Source organism: Achromobacter sp. Marseille-Q0513, from assembly GCF_018195695.1.
In the GTDB taxonomy this organism is placed as follows: Bacteria; Pseudomonadota; Gammaproteobacteria; order Burkholderiales; family Burkholderiaceae_B; genus Achromobacter.
The window spans coordinates 1-23,670 of the sequence record NZ_JAGTJY010000091.1; the positions used below are offsets into that span (position 1 = coordinate 1).

Sequence of the window (23,670 nt, forward strand, 5' to 3'; positions counted from 1 at the left end):
CGTGAAGGCGGTCGTACCGTCGGCGCCGGCGTCGTCGCCAAGATCCTGAAGTAATTCCAGAAAGGGTAGAGAGGCTTTTCAAGCCCCTCTACCCTTTTTGTTGTAAAAGTAGTATGATTTCGGGTTCCGCAAGCCAATTTGCGCGAAAGCGTGGGAAAAGCAGGCGGGGTCTGATCAGAAAGTGATCAGTGGTAGTCAGTAGTTCAGTAGTCGCGCCAATGTAGTGCCAACAGCGCCACCGCTAGCTGTGCGAAGCAGTGCCGAGCACGAGTAGAGTGTTTTAGGGGTATAGCTCAATTGGCAGAGCGTCGGTCTCCAAAACCGAAGGTTGTAGGTTCGATTCCTACTGCCCCTGCCACCGCCAGGATAAACCCGCGGGAGATCATCGCGAGTTACGCATTCAGGCGGCTCGCGTCGCAATATGTCTAATACCAGCGTTGAAACTGTTACCAGTACCGCCGACCGGGTCAAGCTCGGGCTGGCGGTTCTTGTCGTTATTGCTGGCATCGTCGGGTTCTCCGTGCTCAGCGCGCAACCCATGCCTGCACGTATCGGCGTGTTCGTCGGCAGCCTCGTGATCGCTTTCGCGATCGCTTGGTTCAGCGAGCCGGGCCGCCGCACCTTGAGCTTCGCCAGCGAGTCCTACAACGAAGTCAAGCGCGTGTCCTGGCCCACCCGCAAGGAAACGACCCAGATGACGGGCATCGTTTTCGCGTTCGTGGCGATCATGGGCATTTTCATGTGGGTGCTCGACAAGGGCATCGAATGGATTCTCTACGGCCTGTTGCTGGGCTGGAAATAAGGACGGCGAATGAGTAAGCGTTGGTATGTCGTCCATGTGTACTCTGGCATGGAAAAGAGTGTGCACAAGGCCCTGAACGAGCGCATCGAGCGCGCGGGCCTGCAGACGTCTTTCGGCCGCATCCTTGTGCCCTCCGAGGAAGTCGTCGAGGTCAAGGGTGGTCAGAAGTCGATCACCGAGCGCCGCATTTTCCCCGGTTATGTCCTGGTTGAAATGGACCTGACCGACGAAACGTGGCACCTGGTCAAGAATACGAACCGCGTCACCGGCTTTTTGGGTGGCTCGGGCAATCGTCCGACCCCGATTTCCGAGAAGGAAGTCGAAAAGATCCTCTCCCAGATGGAAGAGGGCGTCGAGAAACCGCGTCCCAAGATCCTCTTCGAGGTGGGCGAGATGGTTCGGGTCAAGGAAGGTCCGTTTGCGGACTTCAACGGCAACGTCGAAGAAGTCAACTACGAAAAGAGCAAGGTGCGCGTGTCGGTCACCATTTTTGGTCGCGCGACGCCCGTCGAACTCGATTTCAGCCAGGTCGAAAAGACCTGACATCAACCCCCGGGGAGCCTCGGTCCGTCTGGTCCGGGGCGATATAACCCGCAAGGAGCATAAGCATGGCGAAGAAGATCGTCGGCTTTATCAAGCTGCAAGTACCGGCTGGTAAGGCTAACCCCTCCCCCCCGATTGGCCCGGCCCTGGGTCAGCGTGGCCTGAACATCATGGAATTCTGCAAGGCGTTCAACGCCAAGACCCAAGGCATGGAGCCGGGTCTGCCGATCCCCGTGGTGATCACCGCCTTCGCGGACAAGAGCTTCACCTTCATCATGAAGACCCCGCCCGCGACGGTCCTCATCAAGAAGGCCGCTGGCGTGCAAAAGGGCTCGTCCAAGCCGCATACCGACAAGGTCGGCACGCTGACCCGCGCCCAGGCTGAAGAAATCGCCAAGGCCAAGGGTCCGGACCTGACCGCCGCCGATCTGGACGCCGCCGTCCGCACGATCGCTGGCAGCGCCCGCAGCATGGGCATCACGGTTGAGGGGATCTAATCATGGCAAAACTGTCCAAGCGCGCCGCCGCTATCGCTCAGAAGATCGACCGCACCAAGCTGTACCCGGTCGCTGAAGCCCTGACCCTGGTCAAGGAAACCGCTGTTGCCAAGTTCAATGAATCCATTGACGTGGCCGTGCAGCTCGGCATCGACCCGAAGAAGTCGGACCAGCTGGTCCGCGGTTCGGTCGTGCTGCCCGCCGGCACCGGCAAGTCGGTTCGCGTGGCCGTGTTCGCCCAGGGCGACAAGGCTGAAGCCGCCAAGGCCGCCGGCGCCGACATCGTCGGTCTGGACGACCTGGCCGACCAGATCAAGGCCGGTCAAATGGACTTCGACGTGGTCATCGCCTCGCCCGACACGATGCGTGTCGTCGGCGCCCTGGGTCAGATCCTGGGCCCGCGCGGCCTGATGCCGAACCCGAAGGTCGGCACCGTGACCCCGGACGTCGCCACCGCCGTCAAGAACGCCAAGGCTGGCCAGGTGCAGTACCGCACCGACAAGGCCGGCATCATCCACGCCACGATCGGCCGCGCGTCGTTCAACGTGGAACAGCTACAAACCAACCTGGCCGCTCTGGTCGACGCCCTGCAAAAGGCTCGTCCCGCAGCTGCCAAGGGCATTTACCTGCGCAAGCTGGCCGTTTCGTCCACGATGGGCGGCGGTGCGCGCGTGGAAATCGCCTCGCTGTCGGCCTAAGCCGACGGCTGTAACGTACTTTGGGCCGCATCCGGATCCTTCCGGATGCTGCTGTCAAAGACCGCTGGAGCAGAGTGGTGAACCGGAAAGCCCGCAAGGGCCCACCAACCCGCCACCCCGCTTAATCCCGGAGCTTGCAGAGTCTGGATCCAGCGTAGACGGCGTCCCCAGGAAGATTTCTTTATTCGAAGAACTCGACCAGGCGCCGCATTCGGTTGACGTGCAAGGCATCTGCCCCAAGCGTCTTTTGATGGAGTGTTCAAACCGTGAGTCTCAATCGTCAAGAGAAAGCGGTGGTGATCGAGGAAGTCTCGGCGGAAGTCGCCAAGGCCCAATCGATCGTTATCGCCGAGTACCGTGGTCTGGACGTCGCCTCTGTCACCGTACTGCGCAAAACTGCGCGTGAATCGGGCGTGTATCTGCGTGTTCTGAAGAACTCGCTGGCCCGTCGTGCTGTTGCCGGCACGGCTTTCGAGCCGTTGTCCGAGCAACTGACCGGTCCGCTGATCTATGGCATCAGCGCCGACCCGGTTACGGCGGCCAAGGTCCTCGCAGGTTTCGCGAAAAGCAACGACAAGCTGGTCATCAAGGCGGGCGCTCTGCCCAACAACTTGCTGAACCAAGAAGGCGTGAAGGCCCTGGCCACCATGCCCTCGCGCGAAGAGTTGCTGTCGAAGCTGCTGGGCACCATGCAAGCCCCCATCGCGCAATTCGTGCGTACGCTCAACGAAGTTCCGACCAAGTTCGCCCGTGGCCTCGCCGCCGTGCGCGACCAGAAGGCCGCGGCTTAATCGCCCGTCCTTTCCGGAATTCGCTGAACGACCGAGCGACACCCAAACCCTGGCATTACCCAATATCTGGAGTTCTGAAAAATGGCACTTAACAAAGCTGAAATCCTTGACGCCATCGCTGGCATGACCGTGCTCGAACTGTCCGAGCTGATCAAGGAAATGGAAGACAAGTTCGGCGTGTCGGCTGCTGCCGCCGCTGTGGCTGTGGCCGCCCCGGCCGCTGGTGGCGCCGCCGCCGCTGCTGAAGAGCAGACCGAGTTCACCGTTGTGCTGGCTGAAGCCGGCGCCAACAAGGTGAGCGTCATCAAGGCCGTGCGCGAGCTGACCGGCCTGGGTCTGAAGGAAGCCAAGGACCTGGTCGACGGCGCTCCGAAGCCCGTCAAGGAAGGCGTTGCCAAGGCTGACGCCGAAGCCGCCAAGAAGAAGCTGGAAGAAGCTGGCGCCAAGGTCGAAGTCAAGTAAGACCTTGCGTCATCTGCCCGGGGACAGCGTAGTCTGCAGTCCCCGGGCTTTTGCGTTTCCAGGAAACCCCTACTGGGGGCAGGCCCTTCGCAGTGGGGTTTCCTGGAGTCGTATCACCTGGGGCCGTGGTTGACGGCCCATGCAACCTCGAGTCGGAGTGCTCATGCCTTACTCGTACACCGAAAAAAAGCGCATCCGCAAAAGCTTCGCCAAGCGTGAAGACGTTCAAAACGTTCCTTTCCTGCTGGCGACTCAGCTTCAATCCTACCTAACTTTCCTGCAGGCGGATACCGCCCCGTCCGAACGCGTAGCCGACGGTTTGCAGGCGGCGTTTACGTCGATTTTCCCGATCGTTAGTCACAACGGTATGGCGCGCTTGGAGTTCGTGAGCTATGTGCTCGGCGAACCGGTGTTCGATGTCAAGGAATGTCAGCAACGTGGCCTGACCTATGCGTCGCCCCTGCGCGCCAAGGTGCGCCTGGTGCTGCTCGACCGCGAAGTCAGCAAGCCCACGGTCAAGGAAGTCAAGGAACAGGAAGTCTACATGGGCGAGATTCCGCTCATGACCGGCACCGGTTCCTTCGTCATCAACGGCACCGAGCGCGTCATCGTTTCGCAGCTGCACCGCTCGCCCGGCGTGTTCTTCGAACACGATCGCGGCAAGACCCACAGCTCCGGCAAGCTCCTGTTCTCGGCCCGCGTGATTCCTTACCGCGGTTCGTGGCTGGACTTCGAATTCGACCCGAAGGACGTGCTGTTCTTCCGTGTCGACCGCCGCCGCAAGATGCCCGTCACGATCCTGTGCAAGGCCATCGGCATGACGCCGGAAACCATCCTGGCCAACTTCTTCGACTTCGATAATTTCGAACTGAAGAGCGAAGGCGCGATGATGGAATTCGTGCCCGAGCGCTGGAAGGGCGAAATGGCCCGTTTCGACATCTCGGACCGCTCCGGCAAGGTCATCGTCGAAAAGGACAAGCGCATCAACACCAAGCACCTGCGCGACCTGGCTGCCGGCGGCATCCAGCGCATCTCGGTGCCTGAAGAGTTCCTGTACGGCCGCGTGCTGGCCAAGAACATCGTTGACGCCGATACCGGCGAAGTCATCGCCAACGCCAACGACGAGATCACGGAAAGCGTGCTGGCCGCCCTGCGCGCCGCCAACGTGCACGACATCCAGACGCTCTACACGAACGACCTGGACCGCGGTCCCTACATCTCGCAGACCCTGCGCACCGACGAAACCGCCGACCAGATGGCCGCGCGCGTGGCGATCTACCGCATGATGCGCCCCGGCGAGCCGCCCACCGAGGAAGCCGTCGAGGCCCTGTTCCAGCGCCTGTTCTACAGCGAAGAGACGTACGACCTGTCGCGCGTCGGTCGCATGAAGGTCAACAGCCGTCTGGGCCGTGGCGAGGACATCACCGGTCCGATGACGCTGACCAACGAAGACATCCTTGAAACCATCAAGGTGCTGGTCGAGCTGCGTAACGGCCGTGGCCAGATCGATGACATCGATCACCTGGGCAACCGCCGCGTGCGTTGCGTGGGCGAACTGGCCGAGAACCAGTTCCGCGCCGGCCTGGTGCGCGTCGAGCGCGCCGTCAAGGAACGTCTGGGCCAGGCCGAGACCGAAAACCTGATGCCGCACGACCTGATCAACTCCAAGCCGATCTCGGCCGCCATCAAGGAGTTCTTCGGTTCGAGCCAGCTGTCGCAGTTCATGGACCAGACCAACCCGCTGTCGGAAATCACGCACAAGCGTCGCGTTTCCGCACTGGGCCCGGGCGGTCTGACCCGCGAGCGCGCCGGCTTCGAAGTCCGCGACGTGCACCCGACCCACTACGGCCGCGTCTGCCCGATCGAAACGCCGGAAGGCCCGAACATCGGCCTGATCAACTCCATGGCGCTGTACGCTCGCCTGAACGAGTACGGCTTCCTGGAAACGCCTTACCGCAAGATCATCGACGGCAAGGTCAGCGACCAGATCGACTACCTGTCGGCCATCGAGGAAAGCCACTACGTCATCGCGCAGGCCAACGCCGCGCTGGACGAAGACGGCCGTTTCGTCGACGACCTGGTGGCCTGCCGCGAAGCGGGCGAAACCATGCTGACCGCGCCGGCCAACGTGCACTACATGGACGTGGCCCCGTCGCAGATCGTGTCGGTCGCCGCCTCGCTGATTCCGTTCCTGGAGCACGACGACGCGAACCGCGCGCTGATGGGCGCCAACATGCAACGTCAGGCCGTGCCTTGCCTGCGTCCGGAAAAGCCGGTCGTGGGTACGGGCATCGAGCGCACCGTGGCCGTTGACTCGGGCACCACCGTGCAGGCGCTGCGCGGCGGCCTGGTCGACCACGTCGACGCCGAACGCGTGGTTATCCGCGTGAACGACGATGAAAACGTGGCCGGCGAAGTCGGCGTGGACATCTACAACCTGATCAAGTACACGCGTTCCAACCAGAACACGAACATCAACCAGCGTCCCATCGTCAAGCGCGGCGATCGCGTCGCCAAGGGTGACGTGCTGGCCGACGGCGCGTCGACGGACCTGGGCGAACTCGCCCTGGGCCAGAACATGCTGATCGCGTTCATGCCCTGGAACGGCTACAACTTCGAAGACTCGATCCTGATCTCGGAAAAGGTCGTGGCCGATGACCGCTACACCTCGGTGCACATCGAGGAACTGACGGTCGTCGCCCGTGACACCAAGCTCGGACCGGAAGAAATCACGCGCGACATCAGCAACCTGGCCGAAACCCAGCTGAACCGCCTGGACGATTCGGGCATCTGCTACATCGGCGCCGAAGTCAGCGCCGACGACGTGCTGGTCGGCAAGGTCACGCCCAAGGGCGAGACCCAGCTGACGCCGGAAGAAAAGCTGCTGCGCGCCATCTTCGGTGAAAAGGCGTCCGACGTTAAGGACACCTCGCTGCGCGTGCCCTCGGGCATGACCGGCACCGTCATCGACGTGCAGGTGTTCACCCGCGAAGGCATCGTGCGCGACAAGCGCGCCCAGTCCATCATCGACGATGAACTGCGCCGCTACCGCCAGGACCTGAACGACCAGCTGCGCATCGTCGAGAACGACCAGTTCGACCGTATCGAGAAGCTGCTGGTCGGCAAGACCGTCAACGGCGGCCCGCGCAAGCTGGCCAAGGGCGCCTCGATCACCAAGGCCTACCTGGCTGATCTGGACCGCTGGCAGTGGTTCGACATCCGCCTGGCCGACGAGCCGCACGCCGTCGTGCTGGAGCAGGCCAAGGAATCGCTGGAGCAGAAGCGCCACCAGTTCGACCTGGCTTTCGAAGAAAAGCGCAAGAAGCTGACGCAAGGCGACGAGCTGCCCCCGGGCGTGCTCAAGATGATCAAGGTCTACCTGGCCGTGAAGCGCCGCCTGCAGCCTGGCGACAAGATGGCCGGCCGTCACGGCAACAAGGGCGTGGTCTCGCGCATCACCCCGGTCGAGGACATGCCGCACATGGCTGACGGCACCCCCGCCGACATCGTTCTGAACCCGCTGGGCGTGCCCTCGCGGATGAACGTGGGTCAGGTGCTGGAAGTGCACTTGGGCTGGGCTGCCAAGGGCGTGGGCCATCGCATCGCCGACATGCTGCGCGACGAGCGCACCGCGCAGGTCAAGAACGTCCGCGCCTACCTGGACAAGGTCTACAACACGACCGGTTCGGGCGCGCGCATCGACGAGCTGACCGACGACGAAGTCATGGAAATGGCGCAGAACCTCAAGAACGGCGTGCCGTTCGCGACGCCCGTGTTCGACGGCGCGACCGAAGAGGAAATCACGACGATGCTCGAGCTGGCCTATCCGGAAGACGTCGCCAAGCGCATGCAGCTGACTCCGTCGCGCACGCAGGCCTGGCTGTTCGACGGCCGCACCGGCGAGAAATTCGAGCGCCCGGTGACCGTCGGCTACATGCACTACCTGAAGCTGCACCACTTGGTCGACGACAAGATGCACGCGCGTTCCACGGGTCCGTACTCGCTGGTCACGCAGCAGCCTCTGGGCGGCAAGGCGCAGTTCGGCGGCCAGCGTTTCGGGGAAATGGAAGTGTGGGCGCTGGAAGCGTACGGCGCGTCCTACACCCTGCAGGAAATGCTGACGGTGAAGTCCGACGACATCACCGGCCGCACCAAGGTATACGAAAACATCGTCAAGGGCGATCACGTCATCGATGCCGGCATGCCGGAATCGTTCAACGTGCTGGTCAAGGAAATCCGCTCGTTGGCCCTGGACATGGATTTGGAGCGTAACTAATGAAAGCGCTACTCGACCTCTTTAAGCAAGTCTCGCAAGACGAGCAATTCGATGCCATCAAGATCGGCATCGCCTCGCCGGAGAAGATCCGTTCGTGGTCCTACGGCGAAGTCCGCAAGCCCGAGACGATCAACTACCGCACCTTCAAGCCCGAGCGCGACGGCCTGTTCTGCTCGAAGATCTTCGGCCCGATCAAGGACTACGAGTGCTTGTGCGGCAAGTACAAGCGCCTGAAGCACCGCGGCGTGATCTGCGAGAAGTGCGGCGTTGAAGTCACCGTCGCCAAGGTGCGCCGCGAGCGCATGGGCCACATCGAGCTGGCCAGCCCGGTCGCGCACATCTGGTTCCTGAAGAGCCTGCCCTCGCGTCTGGGCATGGTGCTCGACATGACCCTGCGCGACATCGAACGCGTGCTGTACTTCGAAGCCTGGTGCGTGATCGAACCCGGCATGACCCCGCTCAAGCGCGGTCAGATCATGTCCGACGACGACTTCCTCGCCAAGACCGAGGAATACGGTGACGACTTCCGCGCGCTGATGGGCGCCGAAGCCGTGCGCGAACTGCTGCGCACCATCGACATCGACCGCGAAGTGGAAACGCTGCGCGGCGAACTGAAGGCCACCAGCTCGGAAGCCAAGATCAAGAAGATCTCCAAGCGCCTGAAGGTGCTGGAAGGCTTCCAGAAGTCCGGCATCAAGGCCGAGTGGATGGTCATGGAAGTGCTGCCCGTGCTGCCGCCGGACCTGCGTCCGCTGGTGCCGCTGGACGGCGGCCGCTTCGCGACCTCCGACCTGAACGACCTGTACCGCCGCGTCATCAACCGCAACAACCGTCTGAAGCGCCTGCTGGAGCTGAAGGCCCCTGAAATCATCCTGCGCAACGAAAAGCGCATGCTGCAGGAAGCCGTCGACTCGCTGCTGGACAACGGCCGCCGTGGCAAGGCCATGACGGGCGCCAACAAGCGCCAGCTCAAGTCCCTGGCCGACATGATCAAGGGCAAGAGCGGTCGTTTCCGTCAGAACCTGCTGGGCAAGCGCGTCGACTACTCGGGCCGTTCGGTCATCGTGGTGGGTCCGCAGCTCAAGCTGCATCAGTGCGGCCTGCCCAAGCTGATGGCCCTGGAACTGTTCAAGCCGTTCATCTTCAATCGCCTGGAGATGATGGGCCTGGCCACGACCATCAAGGCCGCCAAGAAGCTGGTGGAAAGCCAGGAACCGGTGGTCTGGGACATCCTGGAAGAAGTCATCCGCGAACACCCGGTCATGCTGAACCGTGCGCCCACGCTGCACCGTTTGGGCATCCAGGCGTTCGAACCGGTCCTGATCGAAGGCAAGGCCATCCAGCTGCACCCGCTGGTTTGCGCGGCGTTCAACGCCGACTTCGACGGTGACCAGATGGCCGTGCACGTGCCGCTGTCGCTGGAAGCCCAGCTCGAAGCGCGCACGCTGATGCTGGCTTCGAACAACGTGCTGTTCCCCGCCAACGGCGAACCGTCGATCGTGCCGTCCCAGGACATCGTGCTGGGTCTGTACTACACGACCCGCGAGCGCATCAACGGCAAGGGCGAAGGCATCTTCTTCACCGACGTCGCTGAAGTGCAGCGCGCCTACGACAACGGCGAAGTGGAACTGCAGACGCGCATCACCGTGCGCCTGAAGGAACACGAGCGCGACGAAGCGGGCGAATGGCAGCCGGTGATCCGCCGTCACGAGACGACGGTCGGCCGCGCGCTGCTGTCCGAGATCCTGCCGAAGGGCCTGCCCTTCACGGTGCTGAACAAGGCGCTGAAGAAGAAGGAAATCTCGCGCCTGATCAACCAGTCGTTCCGCCGTTGCGGCCTGCGCGACACGGTGATCTTCGCCGACAAGCTGATGCAGTCGGGCTTCCGCCTGGCCACGCGCGGCGGCATCTCGATCGCCATGGGCGACATGCTGATCCCGTCGGCCAAGGAAAGCATCCTGGCCGAAGCCAGCCGCGAAGTGAAGGAAATCGACAAGCAGTACTCGTCGGGTCTGGTCACGTCCCAGGAACGCTACAACAACGTGGTGGACATCTGGGGCAAGGCCGGCGACAAGGTCGGCAAGGCGATGATGGAACAGCTGGCCACCGAGCCCGTGACCAACCGTCACGGCGAGGAAGTGCGCCAGGAATCGTTCAACTCGATCTACATGATGGCCGACTCGGGCGCCCGCGGTTCGGCCGCCCAGATCCGCCAGCTGGCCGGCATGCGCGGCCTGATGGCCAAGCCGGACGGCTCCATTATCGAGACGCCCATCACGGCGAACTTCCGTGAAGGCCTGAACGTGCTGCAGTACTTCATCTCGACCCACGGCGCGCGTAAGGGTCTGGCTGATACGGCACTGAAGACCGCGAACTCGGGCTACCTGACCCGTCGTCTGGTCGACGTGACGCAGGACCTGGTCATCACCGAAGACGATTGCGGCACCTCGCAAGGCTACGCCATGAAGGCGCTGGTCGAAGGCGGTGAAGTGATCGAGCCGCTGCGCGACCGCATCCTGGGCCGCGTTGCCGCCATCGACATCGTCAACCCGGACACGCAGGAAACGGCCATCGAAGCCGGCACCCTGCTGGACGAAGACATGGTCGACACCATCGACCGCCTGGGCGTGGACGAAGTCAAGGTCCGCACGCCGCTGACCTGCGAAACGCGTCACGGCCTGTGCGCGCACTGCTACGGTCGCGACCTCGGCCGCGGCTCGCCGGTCAACCAGGGCGAAGCGGTTGGCGTCATCGCCGCCCAGTCCATCGGTGAACCGGGCACGCAGCTGACGATGCGTACGTTCCACATCGGCGGCGCGGCATCGCGTTCGGCCCTGGCCAGCGCGGTGGAAACCAAGTCGGCCGGTACCGTTGGCTTTGCCAGCACGATGCGCTACGTCACCAACGCCAAGGGCGAACGCGTGGCGATCTCGCGCTCGGGCGAACTGGCGATCTTCGACGACAACGGCCGCGAACGCGAACGCCACAAGATCCCGTACGGCGCGACCGTGCTGGTGGGCGATGGTGAAGCCGTCAAGGCTGGCGCGCGCCTGGCGACCTGGGACCCGCTGACCCGTCCGATCGTGTCGGAATACGGCGGCGCGGTGCGCTTCGAGAACATCGAGGAAGGCGTTACCGTCGCCAAGCAGGTGGACGAAGTCACCGGCCTGTCGACGCTGGTCGTCATCACGCCCAAGACGCGCGGCGGCAAGATCGTCATGCGTCCGCAGATCAAGCTGGTCAACGAGAACGGCGACGACGTCAAGATCGCCGGCACCGATCACTCGGTGAACATCTCGTTCCCGGTGGGCGCGCTGATCACCGTGCGTGACACGCAGCAAGTGGCGGTTGGTGAAGTGCTGGCGCGTATTCCGCAGGAATCGCAGAAGACCCGCGACATTACCGGGGGTCTGCCGCGCGTGGCCGAGCTGTTCGAAGCCCGTTCGCCGAAGGACGCCGGCATGCTGGCCGACGTCACCGGTACGGTCTCGTTCGGCAAGGACACCAAGGGCAAGCAGCGCCTGGTCATCACCGACCTGGAAGGCGTCAGCCACGAGTTCCTGATTCCGAAGGAAAAGCAGGTGCTGGTGCACGACGGCCAGGTGGTGAACAAGGGCGAAATGATCGTGGACGGCCCGGCCGATCCCCACGACATCCTGCGCCTGCAGGGCATCGAGAAGCTGGCGACCTATATCGTCGACGAAGTGCAGGACGTGTACCGTCTGCAGGGCGTGAAGATCAACGACAAGCACATCGAAGTGATTGTTCGTCAGATGCTGCGTCGTGTGAACATCGTCGATGCGGGCGATACCGAGTTCATCCCGGGCGAGCAGGTCGAGCGCTCCGAGCTGCTGAACGAGAACGACCGCGTCGAGGCCGATGGCAAGCGTCCGGCTTCGTACGACAACGTGCTGCTGGGCATCACCAAGGCCTCGCTGTCGACCGACTCGTTCATCTCGGCCGCTTCGTTCCAGGAAACCACCCGGGTCCTGACCGAAGCCGCCATCATGGGCAAGCGCGACGACCTGCGCGGCTTGAAGGAAAACGTCATCGTCGGCCGTCTGATCCCGGCCGGTACCGGCCTGGCGTACCACCATGCCCGCAGGGACAAGGAAGCGCTGGAGGCCGCGGAACGCGAAGCCGCCCGCCAGCTGGCCAACCCGTTCGAGGATGCGCCGGTCACGGTGGGTTCCGATGCGGACGCCCCTGCCGCCGATCTGGGCGCCGAGGACGCCGCCGAATAAGCGGAGCCTTCGGACAACTCCCCGCGCGCAGTCCGGCGCGGGGAGGCCGGAAACAAGAAAGGCCGCCGATGCGAATCGGCGGCCTTTCTGCTTTTCTGCGCGGGCTCCGGCCTGGACGGGAGCCGCGGGGCGCGGACCCTAGCGGCCGGCCTGCTCCCGGGCGCGCTGGAAGGCCGGTCCCCAGGCCGGGTGGCCAGCTTCGTTGGGCGCCAGCTCGAATGAAGGATCCAGGGCCAGGATGCGGGCGAAGCTGTCCACGCACAGCTGGGTGTAGCGCGTGACGCAATAGCTGAACGCCTGGAGCTTGTAGGCCTCGACGCGCACCGCCCGGGTGGAGCCCGCCAGCTCGTCCGATTTCGCCACCTGGCGCACCACTTCGCCGTAATGGCCGGCGGCGTACTGGTCGCGCACTTGTTGCAATTGTTCCAGCGCCTGGGGCGTGGCGGGCGCTTCGGGCAGTGCGCGTTGCATGCCGGCGCAACCGGCAAGCACGGTGACGACGCCGGCCAGCGCGGCGAAGGAGCGGATTTTCATGGGCATGCGCAGAATTGGTGAGGATTGGCGATGGCGTTATCGTGCCACAGCCTGATGCGGTCGGACATTTTCGGCAATGTCCTTGTGTTGCAGATTCGATAATATTCGGGCTAATAACCGTCATTCCCGGGTACGCACGTCCCGAGCACCGCCTTGAACATGTCATCATCCGCCGGCCTGTTGACGCCGCGTGGCCCTTTTTCCGGCGCCGCGCCATTGGCGTTGCGTCCCCTGAGCGCCATCGCCGCGACCGCGGCGGGGGGCGTGCCGGAGGCGCGCATCAAGCGCCTGCTGTCCGATCTGTTGCCGTCGCTGATGTCCTTGCATGCGCAGGGCGAGATCTGTGGCGACATCTCGCTGGACACCGTCGGCATGGACGAGGGCGCCCGCGCCCACCTGCTGCCTGAACTGGTGGTGGCCCGCTCGCGCCGCAACTCCCTGCCGCTCGCGCCCGGATTCGCGCCGATCGAGCTGTATGCCGACACGGCCCAGTGGCCGCGTGGCCCCTGGACCGACGTGTACGGGCTGTGCGCGGTGATGCACTCCCTGGTCACCGGCCTGTGCCCGCCGCCGGCGCCGGAACGGCGGGCCGAAGACCCCTACGAGCCCTTGGCCCAGCTGGGCCTGTCCAAGTACAGCCAGGAGTTCCTGCGCGTCATCGACGAGGGTCTGTCCATGCAGCCGGCCGAGCGGCCGCAGTCGCTGGCGGATCTGGCGGGCAGGCTGGGCATGGTGGTCTACGCAGATGCCACGCCCGCGTCTCCGGGCACGGCCGGCGCCTCGCAACAGGCCTCGCTGCCGGTTGGCGGCGCGCATCTGCGCCAGCCGGCCGTGAAGCGCGGCAAGCCGGTATGGATCGGCCTGTTGCTGGCGCTGGTCATCGTGGGGGGCACCTTTGGCTGGTTCCAGTCCGGCCGCGCGCCCAATGCGCTGATCACCAGCTCCGAGCTGATGCCGCCGAACCCGCCCATGGTCCGACCGGAGGCGCCGGCGCAGCCGTCCGCGCCGCAAGCCGAGCCGCAGGTGGCGCGCGCCGAGCCGCCCGTGGCGCCGCCCGGGCTGCAGCTCGCGCAGCAGACGATGCCCGCGCTGGTCGCGGAGTTCAAGCCGCCGGTTGCCGCGGATGCCGCGCCTCCTTCAACAGAAGCCCTGATCGGCGCGGCCCGCTCCCTGGACAACAGCGCCTTCCAGGCCGAGCCGGCAGCGCCGGCGCAGCCGCAGGAGGAACCCAAGCCCCGGCCCATCGCGACACCCGTGACGGTGCGGCTGGACATCAGGCCCTGGGGCGAGGTCTGGATCAACGGCGTCGCGCGCGGCATCAGTCCGCCGGTGAAGGAGCTGCGCCTGATTCCCGGCAAATACCAGGTGGTGCTGCGCAATGCGGATCTGCCGCCATACCGCGGCACGCTGGAGATCAAGGCGGGCAAGCCCGCGGTGATCTCGCACGTCTTCGAATGACGCGGGGGCGCGCGGCTACTGGCCGTCGTGCTCCGGCGCCATCGGCAGTCGCAGGCTGAAGACCGAGCCCTGGCCCGGTTCGCTGCTGACTTGCGCCGTGCCGCCGTGGCGTTGCGCCACCGTGCGCACGAAGGCCAGGCCCAGGCCGGCGCCGCCCACGTCCTTGCGCGTATCGGCGGCCACGCGGGAAAACGGTTCGAACAGGCTGTCGAGGTCCTGCGCGGCGATGCCCCGGCCCTGGTCGCGCACGCTGACGCGCCAATAGCCGTCGTCTTCCGCGATGCCGCAATCGATGCGGGTGTCGGCCGGGCTGTACTTGATCGCGTTGTCGATCAGATTGCACAGCGCCCGCATCAGCAGCGTCTGGTCGCCCAGCGCATAGGCCACGGGCAGGTCGGGCTGTGTCGCCAGCGCGATGTTCTTCTTCTGGGCGGCGGCCCAGAACTCGTCCACGCCATCCTGCACCAGGCTTCCCAGGTCCAGCTCGACCGGACGGATGGCCATCGATTCGGCGCGGGTCAGGTGCACGAAATCGTCCACCAGGTTCAGCGTGCGGCGGGCCAGCATGGCGATGCGCCGCAGGGTATCGTCCCGGTTGTCGCTCGCGTCCGCTTCGTGATGCATGTCGATCAACGCCAGGATCGAGCTTTGCGGCGCGCGCATGTCGTGCGACACGAAACGCAGCGTTTCCTCGCGCTGGCGTTCGGCCTGACGGATGCTGGAAATGTCGGTGAGCGTGGCCACCGTGCCGGCAAAATGGCCTTCCGCCGTGTGGATGGGCGCGCACTTGAGGATCAGGTCGCGTCCCGCGCGATCGCGCACTTCCAGGTCGGCGCTCCAGGGCGAGGATTCGTGTTCCTGTCCGCTCAGTGCGTTGGCCAGGCGCTGGCGCGCGTCGTCATCGGAAATCGTGCGTTCGAGCAGGTGCGTGGCGGGATGACCGACGCGCGGCGGGCGCATGCCGAGCCGCTGGAAATACATGACCGCGGCCTGGTTGCGGAATTGCATGCGACCCTGTTCGTCGAACACCAGGGTTGCGTCCGGCATGCCGTCCAGGCCGTCCGCCAGGAAGCGCCGCAGGTTGCGCACGCGGGCCAGGGCGCGGCTCAGTTCGCCGACGCGATGCTCGAGCGAGGCGCTGTGGCCGAAGGACTGCGCGCGGGCTTCGTTCAGCACCGGCGGATACTCGCGCTGCAGACGGCGCAGTTCGTAGTCCATGTAGCGCAGCGCGGCTTCCTGGCTGCGCCAGCTCCACATCGGATAGCTGAGCGCGACGCCCAGCAGCGCCGCGCTGGGGGCGAACCACAGATAGGCCTGCGATAGCAGCAGCAGCGATGCCGCCAGCACGGCGACCAGCAGCGCGAGGCACACCAGCAGGGCGCGCTTGGGCGAAAGTCGCCACAAGGCCAGGCAGGCCAGCAGCGCCGGCAGCGCGGAGAACAGCGCGTTCAACCAGGGCGGTGGCGTCTGATAGGCGATATCGTCGCGCGCGGCCTGCAGCACATTGGCCACGATTTCAACGCCCGACATGCCGCTCGTGTCATGGGACACCGGCGTCGGGTAGGTGTCGCTCAGGCCGGTGGCCCAGGCGCCGACCAGCACATACTTGCCGCGTAGCGCGTCCGCCGGCAGGTCGCCGCGCAGCACCGACAGATAGGACACGGTGCGGGTGTGGGCCGGCGGGCCGGCATAGGGGATGAGGATGCTGCCGTCCGGTTGCGCGCGCTTGAGCAGGCGGCCGGCAACGTCGGATTCGCCGCCGATGCGCAGCAGGGTCAGGGCCAGATGGCGCCACCAGTCGCCGTCGAACTGCACGCGCAGCACGCTTTCGCGCACCACGCCGTCGGCGTCGATGCGGGCGTTGATGAAGCCCAGCCCCGCCGCGGCCTGGGCCAGCGCCGGGATGGGCATGCTCATGCTGCCCGGGTGGTCGAGTCGGTCCAGCACCACGGGCAACACCGCGCGGCCGTTGCGGCGCAGGCTGTCGGCGAGAATCGCGTCGTCGTTCGGATTGATCGTATCGGGTTCCGCGAAGATCACGTCCAGGCCCACCGCCCGCGCGCCTTGCAGGCGGTCGAGCAGGGCGGCATGGATGGCGCGGCGCCAGGGCCAGCGGCCCAGCGCGTCGATGGTGGCGTCATCGATCGCGACGATCAGGATGTCCGGCGATGTCGGGCGCGGCGTCATGACGACCGCGCGGTCATACAGGATCTGGTCGACGCGGCCCAGCCCGTTCAGCGCGCCCAGCAGGGCTGCCAGCGCGATCAGCGCCGCCGCCAGCCACAGCCCTGAGCGCGAGCTGCGGTCCTGCGGGTGGGCGGCGTCGGCCATGGCGCGGGCAAACTCAGTAATCGGTCAGCGTCACGAAGCCACCCGTGCCGGTGGCCACGCCCAGGCCGAATGCGGTGGACAGCTGGCTCATGCCTTCGAAGGTGGCGACGGCGTCCTGTCCGTGCAGGCCCAGGTCGTCGACCGCGCGCACCGAAACGTAGTAGGTGCCCGCGCCGGGGGCGCGGAAGCGGATGTCGTTGCTGGCGAAGAGCGCGGAAGACACGGGCTGCGCGCCATCGGCGTCGCGCGATACGCGCACCAGATAGCTCTTGGCGCCGGGCACGGGCTCGAACGCGCTGGTCCATTGGCCGCCGGCGCGCGTCGGCGCGGCCAGCTGCGGAGCCGGCAGCAGCTGGCGCAAACCGGCGACCGTGCCGTCCGCGCCGACCGCCGCGCCGAAACCGCGGGCCACGGCGACGGGCTTGGCCGGCGTGGCGCCGGGTGCGTGCGGTTGCAGGCGCACGCTACCCTCCAGCACTTCGCTATGCACGCCGCCGCTGCCGCTCTGCACACGGAAGCGCGTGCCGCGCACGCCCGTGACGGCGACGGGCGTGCGGATCTCGAAGCGACCCACGCCCTGGCCCTCCGGGGCCACCGAGGATTCCACGCTGCCGCGCTGCACGCGCACCACCGAGTCGGTCAGGCCGGTGCCTTCGAATTGCCGCATGCGCGAGAGTTCCACCGAGCCGTCCGCGGGCAGCGTGAGCTTGGAGCCGTCGGCCAGTTCCAGCGTCACGAAGCCATTGGGCGCGGTGACGACGGTGCTGCCTTCGGCCAGGCTGGCGCCCGCCGCAAGCGTCTTGCCGGCGGCGGAGGCCTGGCCGCTGACGTGTACGACGCGCGCTTCTGCGGGCCGGACCGGAATCATGGACAGCGGGATGTGCAATTCCAGGCCGATCGGTAGCTGTTCGGGCGCGACGATCTTGTTCAGCGACTGCAGCGGATTCCAGTTGGCGGAATTGCGCGTGTACGTGTTGGCGATGTTGATCAGCGTATCGCCGGCGCGCACGCGGTAGATGAAGTCCTCGCCCAGCGAACCCGCGGGCTGGCCATGCGCGACGGCGCCGAGCAACAGGCTGGAAAACAGGACAAGCGAAGCAAGGGCGCGGTGGCGGCGCATGGCGGGCGATTCTCCGGATGTAGCATGGGCTGGGGCGCTCACGGCGCGGGCTGGCCGTCGTCCTGGGCGCTGGTCAGCTCCAGGCGGTAACCCAGCGCATAGGACGAGGTCAGGCGCACGCCGTGTTCCGGCCGCAGCTGCAGCTTTTGCCGGATGTTCGACAGATGCGTGTCCAGCGTGCGCGAGGTGGCCGGAATTTCCCTGTTCCACACGCATTCGGCCAGCACATCGCGCGACATGAGCCGGCCCAGATTGCGAAAGAACAGCAGCGCGAGCTCGAATTCCTTGGGCGCCAGCGTGACGGCCTTGCCGTTCAGCGCGATGGCGCGGGCGGAGGGCTCGACGCGGTAGTTCGCCACGTCGAACGATTCGTCCGCGGGTTCGGCGATCTGGCTGCGGCGCAGCAGGGCGGCCACCCTGGCCAGCAATTCCAGGGGGCGCAATGGCTTGACGATGTAATCATCGGCGCCGGCGCGCAGCCCTTCGACCAGGTCGTCCTCGCTGGATCGGTTGGTCAGGAAAATGACCGGGATGCGCGGGCCGATGTTGGCGCGCAGCCAGCGCACCACGTCGTCGCCGTCGATATCGGGCAGGTGCCAGTCCAGCAGAACCAGATCGAAGCTCTCGTTGCGCATGGCCGAGAGCAGGTCGCGGCTCTGCTGATAGCTGCTGCACGTATATCCAGCAGCCGTCAGAACCTGCTGGATACGGCGTGCTTGGTCCAGGTCGTCTTCCAGCGACGCGATTTTCATAGGCGGCGTTATGTCTCGCGGAGGTGGGCTGCGCGCGAACGCGTAGCGGCTTCCCGTTGCGGAGTGGGGAAATTTGTGTAAACGAATGATAACTCGGGCGGCGTATCCCTGACGAAGTCAGGCCAACAACCGTCAAACTTTGCAAACTTGACGAATCTTGACTGGAGTTGTTGCGCAACAAGCCGCCACACTGTCTCAACTGCGTCGCCCGCCGCCAGGCGTGACAAGCCGGCGGCGATGCGGGATTTGGGGTTGGGGTGGGATGGAAAATGAATCAACTGCGCATACTTATGATGTCGCCGGACGAGCAGGCTCGCACTGCCGCCGTCTCGGCGCTGCTGCAGGCTGGCATTTCGGCCCGCGGCTGTTCGACTTCTCTCGAACTGTTCGGCTTGTTGAATAGCGGCGTCCACGACGCCGTCGTGCTCGATGTGGATGCCCTGGGCGAAATTGGCTACGCCCTGATCGCCCGGCTGCATGGCTCTTCGGCGCTGGGCATCATCGTGACCGGCAAGGCGCTTTCGCTGGATGACCGCTTGCGTTGCCTGCAAAGCGGCGCCGACGCCTGCCTGCCTGGCGCGCAGGATCCGCGCGAACTGGCCTGCATGCTGCTGGCGCTGGCGCGTCGCCTGCCCGTGGGGCAGCCGGCCACCGGCGCGGATGGCGTCGCCAGCGGGCAGTGGGAGCTGCGCGACCAGGGCTGGACGCTGGTCGCGCCGTCGGGCACCGCCATCTCGCTGTCGGCCAACGAACGCCTGATCGTCCGCTCGCTGCTGGAAGTGGCGGGGCGGGCGGTCGGCCGCAATGAGCTGGGCGACGAGCTGCGCGTCGAGGGCGGCGGCGCCCGCTCCAGCGGCTCGCGCAGCATCGACGTGATCGTCAGCCGCCTGCGGCGCAAGGCCGAGCTGGCCGGCGTGATGCTGCCCATCCGTACCGTGTACGGCAGCGGCTACCTGTTCGCCGACCAATAGGGTCCTTCGGCGGCGCGCGCCGCGCTCCTTGAGCCCGCCACGGGCGCGCTTCTTGCGCGTAATGCGACCCCATTTCCGATCAGCTACGCCGAATCGGCAGTCTTCTGCCGCCAACACGCCGCTGCGCTGCGCATATAAAGTTCTTTGACAGTGCAGTGCTTTCCAAGTTATGCTAAAGGGCTTACTGCTTTATTTGCGCGCAGAGCCCGTATGTTCTCGGGCGCGGAAAAAGGGTGGAAAGGACAGGCGTGGCTTGCTTCTTGCAGGTCACCGCAGGGTCAGGAGGTGCGTCACGAGCCGTCCCGCCCCGCAGCCAGGTGTGTGTACAGGCATGCGATGCATGCCCATGTGATACATGCCGTGGCCGCCTCGCTTTCCGCCGTTTCCGGTACTGCGCGTTCCATGGTTTGCTGGCAGGCCCGCTCTTTTACGTATCTGACGTTAGAGGCGGTCTTGCGCGAGCCGCCTTCTCCGAGAGCATATCGCTCGAAGAGACGAGTACGTAAGTACTTACCAGTGGTACGTAAAAGGGATTTCAAAGGTCATGCCTACCATCAGCCAACTCGTGCGCAAGCCGCGCGAAGTCAGCATCATCAAGAGCAAGAGCCCCGCGCTCGAAAACTGCCCGCAACGCCGCGGCGTGTGCACCCGCGTGTACACCACCACCCCCAAGAAGCCGAACTCCGCTCTGCGTAAGGTCGCCAAGGTGCGTCTGACCAACGGTTACGAAGTCATTTCGTACATCGGCGGTGAAGGCCACAACCTGCAAGAGCACTCGGTCGTTCTGGTGCGTGGCGGTCGTGTGAAGGACTTGCCCGGTGTGCGTTATCACATCGTGCGCGGTTCCCTCGACCTGCAAGGCGTCAAGGACCGTAAGCAAGCCCGCTCGAAGTACGGCGCCAAGCGTCCGAAGAAGGCTTAATCGCTGTATCGCAGTACCCCGGCCGCGGATGTTCCGCAGACCGGAAAGTGTGCAGCTGCGCCAGTGGAAGCTGGAATAGTGTGCAGCACGTAAGGGGCCGTCACTGTAATGGGCGGCCATGGCCGTGTAATGAAACACGGTTCAACTGAACAGACACAAGGAAGCAACAATGCCCCGTCGTCGCGAAGTACCCAAGCGCGAGATTCTGCCCGATCCCAAGTTCGGCAGCGTCGAGCTCGCCAAGTTCATGAACGTCGTCATGCTGGACGGCAAGAAGGCCGTCGCCGAGCGCATCGTTTACGGTGCCCTCGCGCAAGTCGCCACCAAGACCGGCAAGGAGCCGATCGAGGTGTTCAGCACGGCGATCAACAACATCAAGCCGATCGTCGAAGTGAAGAGCCGCCGCGTTGGCGGTGCCAACTACCAAGTGCCGGTTGAAGTGCGCCCCGTGCGCCGCCTGGCCCTGGCTATGCGTTGGCTCCGTGAAGCCGCCAAGAAGCGTGGCGAGAAGTCGATGGATCTGCGTCTGGCTGGCGAACTGATCGATGCGTCCGAAGGTCGTGGCGCTGCGATGAAGAAGCGCGAAGACACGCACAAGATGGCCGAAGCCAACAAGGCTTTCAGCCATTTCCGCTGGTAATTTAAGGACTACCCACCATGGCCCGCAAAACCCCGATCGAGCGCTATCGCAACATTGGCATCTCTGCGCACATCGATGCAGGGAAAACCACCACGACCGAACGCATCCTGTTCTACACCGGCGTCAATCACAAGATTGGCGAAGTGCATGATGGCGCAGCCACCATGGACTGGATGGAGCAAGAGCAAGAGCGTGGCATCACCATTACGTCGGCTGCTACGACGGCGTTTTGGCGTGGCATGGCCAAGAACTACCCCGAACACCGCATCAACATCATCGACACCCCGGGACACGTGGACTTCACCATCGAGGTGGAACGTTCCATGCGCGTCCTGGACGGTGCCTGCATGGTCTATTGCGCGGTGGGCGGTGTTCAGCCTCAGTCCGAAACCGTGTGGCGTCAAGCCAACAAGTACGGCGTGCCGCGTCTGGCCTTCGTCAACAAGATGGACCGTACCGGCGCCAACTTCTTCAAGGTCTATGACCAGCTGAAGACGCGTCTGCGTGCGAACCCCGTGCCCGTCGTGATCCCGATCGGCGCCGAAGACTCGTTCAAGGGCGTCATCGATCTGGTCAAGATGAAAGCCATCATCTGGGACGAAGCCAGCCAAGGCATCAAGTTCGACTACGAAGACATTCCGGCCGAGCTGCAAGGCGCTGCCGAAGAATGGCGCGAGAAGCTGGTCGAGGCTGCCGCCGAGTCGTCCGAGGAACTGATGAACAAGTACCTCGAGACCGGTTCGCTGGACGAAGACGAAATCAACAAGGCCATCCGCCAGCGCACCATCGCCGGCGAGATCCAGCCGATGCTGTGCGGCACCGCCTTCAAGAACAAGGGCGTGCAGCGCATGCTCGACGCCGTCATCGACTACCTGCCGTCGCCCGTGGACATTCCCCCGGTTGATGGTCAGGACGACGATGGCAATCCGGTTCAGCGCACCGCCGACGACGACGAAAAGTTCTCGGCGCTGGCGTTCAAGCTGATGAGCGATCCGTTCGTGGGTCAGCTGACCTTCGTGCGCGTTTACTCGGGCGTCCTGAAGTCGGGCGACACGGTCTACAACCCCATCAAGGGCAAGAAGGAACGTATCGGCCGCATCCTGCAGATGCACGCGAACAACCGCGAGGAAATCAAGGAAGTTCTGGCCGGCGACATCGCCGCCGTGGTGGGTCTGAAGGACGTGACGACCGGCGAAACGCTGTGCGACATCGACTCCCACATCCTGCTCGAGCGCATGGTGTTCCCGGAGCCCGTGATTTCGCAGGCCGTCGAACCCAAGTCGAAGGCTGACCAGGAAAAGATGGGCCTGGCGCTGTCGCGCCTGGCTCAGGAAGATCCGTCGTTCCGCGTGCGTAGCGACGAAGAATCCGGCCAGACCATCATTTCCGGCATGGGCGAGCTGCACCTGGAAATTCTGGTCGATCGCATGAAGCGCGAATTCGGCGTGGAAGCCAACGTCGGCAAGCCGCAGGTGGCCTACCGCGAAACGATCCGCAAGACCTGCGACGAAGTCGAAGGCAAGTTCGTCAAGCAGTCGGGCGGTCGCGGCCAGTACGGTCACGTGGTCCTGAAGGTCGAACCGCTGCCCCCGGGCGGCGGCTACGAGTTCGTGGACGCCATCAAGGGCGGCGTGGTGCCGCGCGAGTTCATCCCCGCGGTGGACAAGGGCATCCAGGAAACCCTGCCGTCGGGCATCCTGGCCGGTTACCCGGTCGTGGACGTCAAGGTCACGCTGTTCTTCGGTTCGTACCACGACGTGGACTCGAACGAAAACGCGTTCAAGATGGCCGGCTCGATGGGCTTCAAGGAAGGCATGCGCAAGGCCAGCCCCGTGCTGCTCGAGCCCATGATGGCCGTTGAAGTCGAAACGCCTGAAGACTACGCCGGTACCGTGATGGGCGATCTGTCCTCGCGTCGCGGCATGGTTCAGGGCATGGACGACATGGTTGGCGGCGGCAAGGTCATCAAGGCCGAAGTTCCGCTGGCCGAGATGTTCGGTTACGCCACGAACCTGCGTTCGCTGACGCAAGGTCGTGCCACGTACACGATGGAATTCAAGCATTACTCCGAGGCCCCCAAGAACGTCGCTGACGAAGTCATCGCCGCTCGGGCCAAGTAAATAACCCTCGCCGCGTCCGCCCAAAAGGCGGCGCGGCAAATATCGAAATTTCCTTGAAAGTCAAAGGATAGAGATCATGGCAAAAGGCAAGTTTGAACGTACCAAGCCGCACGTGAACGTCGGCACCATCGGCCACGTTGACCACGGCAAGACCACCCTGACCGCGGCCATCACGACCGTTCTGTCGACCAAGTTCGGCGGCGAAGCCAAGGGCTACGACCAGATCGATGCGGCTCCTGAAGAAAAGGCACGCGGCATCACCATCAACACCGCGCACGTCGAGTACGAAACGGAATCGCGTCACTACGCGCACGTTGACTGCCCGGGCCACGCCGACTACGTCAAGAACATGATCACGGGCGCCGCCCAGATGGACGGCGCGATCCTGGTCGTGTCGGCCGCTGACGGCCCGATGCCGCAGACCCGCGAGCACATCCTGCTGTCGCGCCAGGTCGGCGTGCCGTACATCATCGTCTTCCTGAACAAGGCTGACATGGTTGACGACGCCG

General features: G+C 64.5%; 18 protein-coding genes and 1 tRNA gene. 15 read left to right on the top strand and 4 right to left on the bottom strand.

Going from position 1 to position 23,670, the window contains the following annotated elements:
* Positions 1 to 282: 282 nt before the first annotated feature.
* The 9 genes from KDH83_RS18030 to rpoC all read left to right on the top strand — a co-directional run bounded on the left by KDH83_RS18030 (position 283) and on the right by rpoC (position 12,313).
* Positions 283 to 358 (top strand) — tRNA-Trp (locus KDH83_RS18030).
* Between the two features lie 63 nt (positions 359 to 421).
* Positions 422 to 802: a preprotein translocase subunit SecE gene (secE, locus tag KDH83_RS18035; protein ID WP_103271755.1), complete on the top strand. Its 381-nt coding sequence runs from the start codon at positions 422 to 424 to the stop codon at positions 800 to 802.
* A 9-nt stretch (positions 803 to 811) separates the two neighbouring features.
* A complete protein-coding gene (nusG, locus tag KDH83_RS18040; RefSeq protein WP_006389586.1) occupies positions 812 to 1,345 on the top strand; it encodes a transcription termination/antitermination protein NusG in 534 nt (177 codons plus the stop codon).
* Between the two features lie 65 nt (positions 1,346 to 1,410).
* Positions 1,411 to 1,842, top strand: a complete 432-nt coding sequence (rplK, locus tag KDH83_RS18045; protein WP_006389587.1) for a 50S ribosomal protein L11 — start codon at positions 1,411 to 1,413, stop codon at positions 1,840 to 1,842.
* 2 nt (positions 1,843 to 1,844) lie between these two features.
* Complete coding sequence (rplA, locus tag KDH83_RS18050) at positions 1,845 to 2,540, top strand: 50S ribosomal protein L1 (RefSeq protein ID WP_212318361.1); 696 nt, start codon at positions 1,845 to 1,847, stop codon at positions 2,538 to 2,540.
* A 266-nt stretch (positions 2,541 to 2,806) separates the two neighbouring features.
* Positions 2,807 to 3,331, top strand: coding sequence for a 50S ribosomal protein L10 (gene rplJ / locus KDH83_RS18055; protein WP_103271753.1), 525 nt, complete (start codon positions 2,807 to 2,809; stop codon positions 3,329 to 3,331).
* Between the two features lie 81 nt (positions 3,332 to 3,412).
* Positions 3,413 to 3,793: a 50S ribosomal protein L7/L12 gene (gene rplL / locus KDH83_RS18060; RefSeq protein ID WP_212318363.1), complete on the top strand. Its 381-nt coding sequence runs from the start codon at positions 3,413 to 3,415 to the stop codon at positions 3,791 to 3,793.
* 163 nt (positions 3,794 to 3,956) lie between these two features.
* Positions 3,957 to 8,069 (top strand): DNA-directed RNA polymerase subunit beta, encoded by a 4,113-nt coding sequence (gene rpoB / locus KDH83_RS18065; protein ID WP_212318365.1) that lies wholly within the window; start codon positions 3,957 to 3,959, stop codon positions 8,067 to 8,069.
* Positions 8,069 to 12,313, top strand: coding sequence for a DNA-directed RNA polymerase subunit beta' (gene rpoC / locus KDH83_RS18070; protein WP_212318366.1), 4,245 nt, complete (start codon positions 8,069 to 8,071; stop codon positions 12,311 to 12,313). Before rpoB ends, rpoC begins: the two co-directional genes overlap by 1 nt.
* Before the next feature lie 138 nt (positions 12,314 to 12,451).
* Here rpoC and KDH83_RS18075 read toward each other — a convergent pair whose 3' ends face one another.
* Positions 12,452 to 12,853, bottom strand: a complete 402-nt coding sequence (locus KDH83_RS18075) for a TssQ family T6SS-associated lipoprotein (RefSeq protein ID WP_212318368.1) — start codon at positions 12,851 to 12,853, stop codon at positions 12,452 to 12,454.
* Positions 12,854 to 13,006: 153 nt separating this feature from the next.
* Here KDH83_RS18075 and KDH83_RS18080 point away from each other — a divergent pair, with 153 nt between their 5' ends.
* Entirely contained in the window at positions 13,007 to 14,305 is a 1,299-nt protein-coding gene (locus tag KDH83_RS18080; protein WP_212318370.1) for a serine/threonine protein kinase, read from the top strand.
* Between the two features lie 15 nt (positions 14,306 to 14,320).
* Here KDH83_RS18080 and KDH83_RS18085 read toward each other — a convergent pair whose 3' ends face one another.
* Genes KDH83_RS18085 through KDH83_RS18095 form a run of 3 tightly spaced genes read right to left on the bottom strand, consistent with a single transcriptional unit; the run spans position 14,321 to position 18,508 of the window.
* Positions 14,321 to 16,636 carry a CHASE2 domain-containing protein gene (locus tag KDH83_RS18085; RefSeq protein ID WP_212318373.1) on the bottom strand — a complete coding sequence of 772 codons (2,316 nt, stop codon included), beginning with the start codon at positions 16,634 to 16,636 and terminating at the stop codon, positions 14,321 to 14,323.
* A gap of 13 nt (positions 16,637 to 16,649) precedes the next feature.
* Entirely contained in the window at positions 16,650 to 17,756 is a 1,107-nt protein-coding gene (locus KDH83_RS18090) for a FecR domain-containing protein (RefSeq protein WP_212318375.1), read from the bottom strand.
* 38 nt (positions 17,757 to 17,794) lie between these two features.
* Positions 17,795 to 18,508, bottom strand: coding sequence for a response regulator transcription factor (locus KDH83_RS18095; protein ID WP_212318377.1), 714 nt, complete (start codon positions 18,506 to 18,508; stop codon positions 17,795 to 17,797).
* Positions 18,509 to 18,777: 269 nt separating this feature from the next.
* On the opposite strand from KDH83_RS18095, the gene KDH83_RS18100 reads away from it, so the two are divergent.
* The 5 genes from KDH83_RS18100 to KDH83_RS18120 form a co-directional block, all read left to right on the top strand.
* Positions 18,778 to 19,479 carry a response regulator transcription factor gene (locus KDH83_RS18100; RefSeq protein ID WP_212318379.1) on the top strand — a complete coding sequence of 234 codons (702 nt, stop codon included), beginning with the start codon at positions 18,778 to 18,780 and terminating at the stop codon, positions 19,477 to 19,479.
* 544 nt (positions 19,480 to 20,023) lie between these two features.
* A complete protein-coding gene (rpsL, locus tag KDH83_RS18105; RefSeq protein WP_005017264.1) occupies positions 20,024 to 20,401 on the top strand; it encodes a 30S ribosomal protein S12 in 378 nt (125 codons plus the stop codon).
* 169 nt (positions 20,402 to 20,570) lie between these two features.
* Positions 20,571 to 21,041, top strand: a complete 471-nt coding sequence (rpsG, locus tag KDH83_RS18110; RefSeq protein WP_212318381.1) for a 30S ribosomal protein S7 — start codon at positions 20,571 to 20,573, stop codon at positions 21,039 to 21,041.
* Positions 21,042 to 21,058: 17 nt separating this feature from the next.
* Entirely contained in the window at positions 21,059 to 23,161 is a 2,103-nt protein-coding gene (gene fusA / locus KDH83_RS18115; protein ID WP_212318383.1) for an elongation factor G, read from the top strand.
* Positions 23,162 to 23,237: 76 nt separating this feature from the next.
* The coding region (locus tag KDH83_RS18120; protein WP_212318385.1) for a GTP-binding protein at positions 23,238 to 23,670 on the top strand (433 nt) is incomplete at its 3' end.

Excerpts from the sequence above, each read along its gene's own strand:
- rpsL (WP_005017264.1), top strand. The coding sequence starts at position 20,024 with ATGCCTACCATCAGCCAACTCGTGCGCAAGCCGCGCGAAGTCAGCATC.
- nusG (WP_006389586.1), top strand. The coding sequence starts at position 812 with ATGAGTAAGCGTTGGTATGTCGTCCATGTGTACTCTGGCATGGAAAAG.
- KDH83_RS18085 (WP_212318373.1), bottom strand. The coding sequence starts at position 16,636 with ATGGCCGACGCCGCCCACCCGCAGGACCGCAGCTCGCGCTCAGGGCTG.
- rplA (WP_212318361.1), top strand. The coding sequence starts at position 1,845 with ATGGCAAAACTGTCCAAGCGCGCCGCCGCTATCGCTCAGAAGATCGAC.
- rplL (WP_212318363.1), top strand. The coding sequence starts at position 3,413 with ATGGCACTTAACAAAGCTGAAATCCTTGACGCCATCGCTGGCATGACC.
- KDH83_RS18090 (WP_212318375.1), bottom strand. The coding sequence starts at position 17,756 with ATGCGCCGCCACCGCGCCCTTGCTTCGCTTGTCCTGTTTTCCAGCCTG.
- KDH83_RS18080 (WP_212318370.1), top strand. The coding sequence starts at position 13,007 with ATGTCATCATCCGCCGGCCTGTTGACGCCGCGTGGCCCTTTTTCCGGC.
- KDH83_RS18100 (WP_212318379.1), top strand. The coding sequence starts at position 18,778 with ATGAATCAACTGCGCATACTTATGATGTCGCCGGACGAGCAGGCTCGC.
- rpoC (WP_212318366.1), top strand. The coding sequence starts at position 8,069 with ATGAAAGCGCTACTCGACCTCTTTAAGCAAGTCTCGCAAGACGAGCAA.
- fusA (WP_212318383.1), top strand. The coding sequence starts at position 21,059 with ATGGCCCGCAAAACCCCGATCGAGCGCTATCGCAACATTGGCATCTCT.
- rpsG (WP_212318381.1), top strand. The coding sequence starts at position 20,571 with ATGCCCCGTCGTCGCGAAGTACCCAAGCGCGAGATTCTGCCCGATCCC.
- secE (WP_103271755.1), top strand. The coding sequence starts at position 422 with ATGTCTAATACCAGCGTTGAAACTGTTACCAGTACCGCCGACCGGGTC.
- KDH83_RS18075 (WP_212318368.1), bottom strand. The coding sequence starts at position 12,853 with ATGCCCATGAAAATCCGCTCCTTCGCCGCGCTGGCCGGCGTCGTCACC.
- KDH83_RS18095 (WP_212318377.1), bottom strand. The coding sequence starts at position 18,508 with ATGAAAATCGCGTCGCTGGAAGACGACCTGGACCAAGCACGCCGTATC.
- rpoB (WP_212318365.1), top strand. The coding sequence starts at position 3,957 with ATGCCTTACTCGTACACCGAAAAAAAGCGCATCCGCAAAAGCTTCGCC.
- rplK (WP_006389587.1), top strand. The coding sequence starts at position 1,411 with ATGGCGAAGAAGATCGTCGGCTTTATCAAGCTGCAAGTACCGGCTGGT.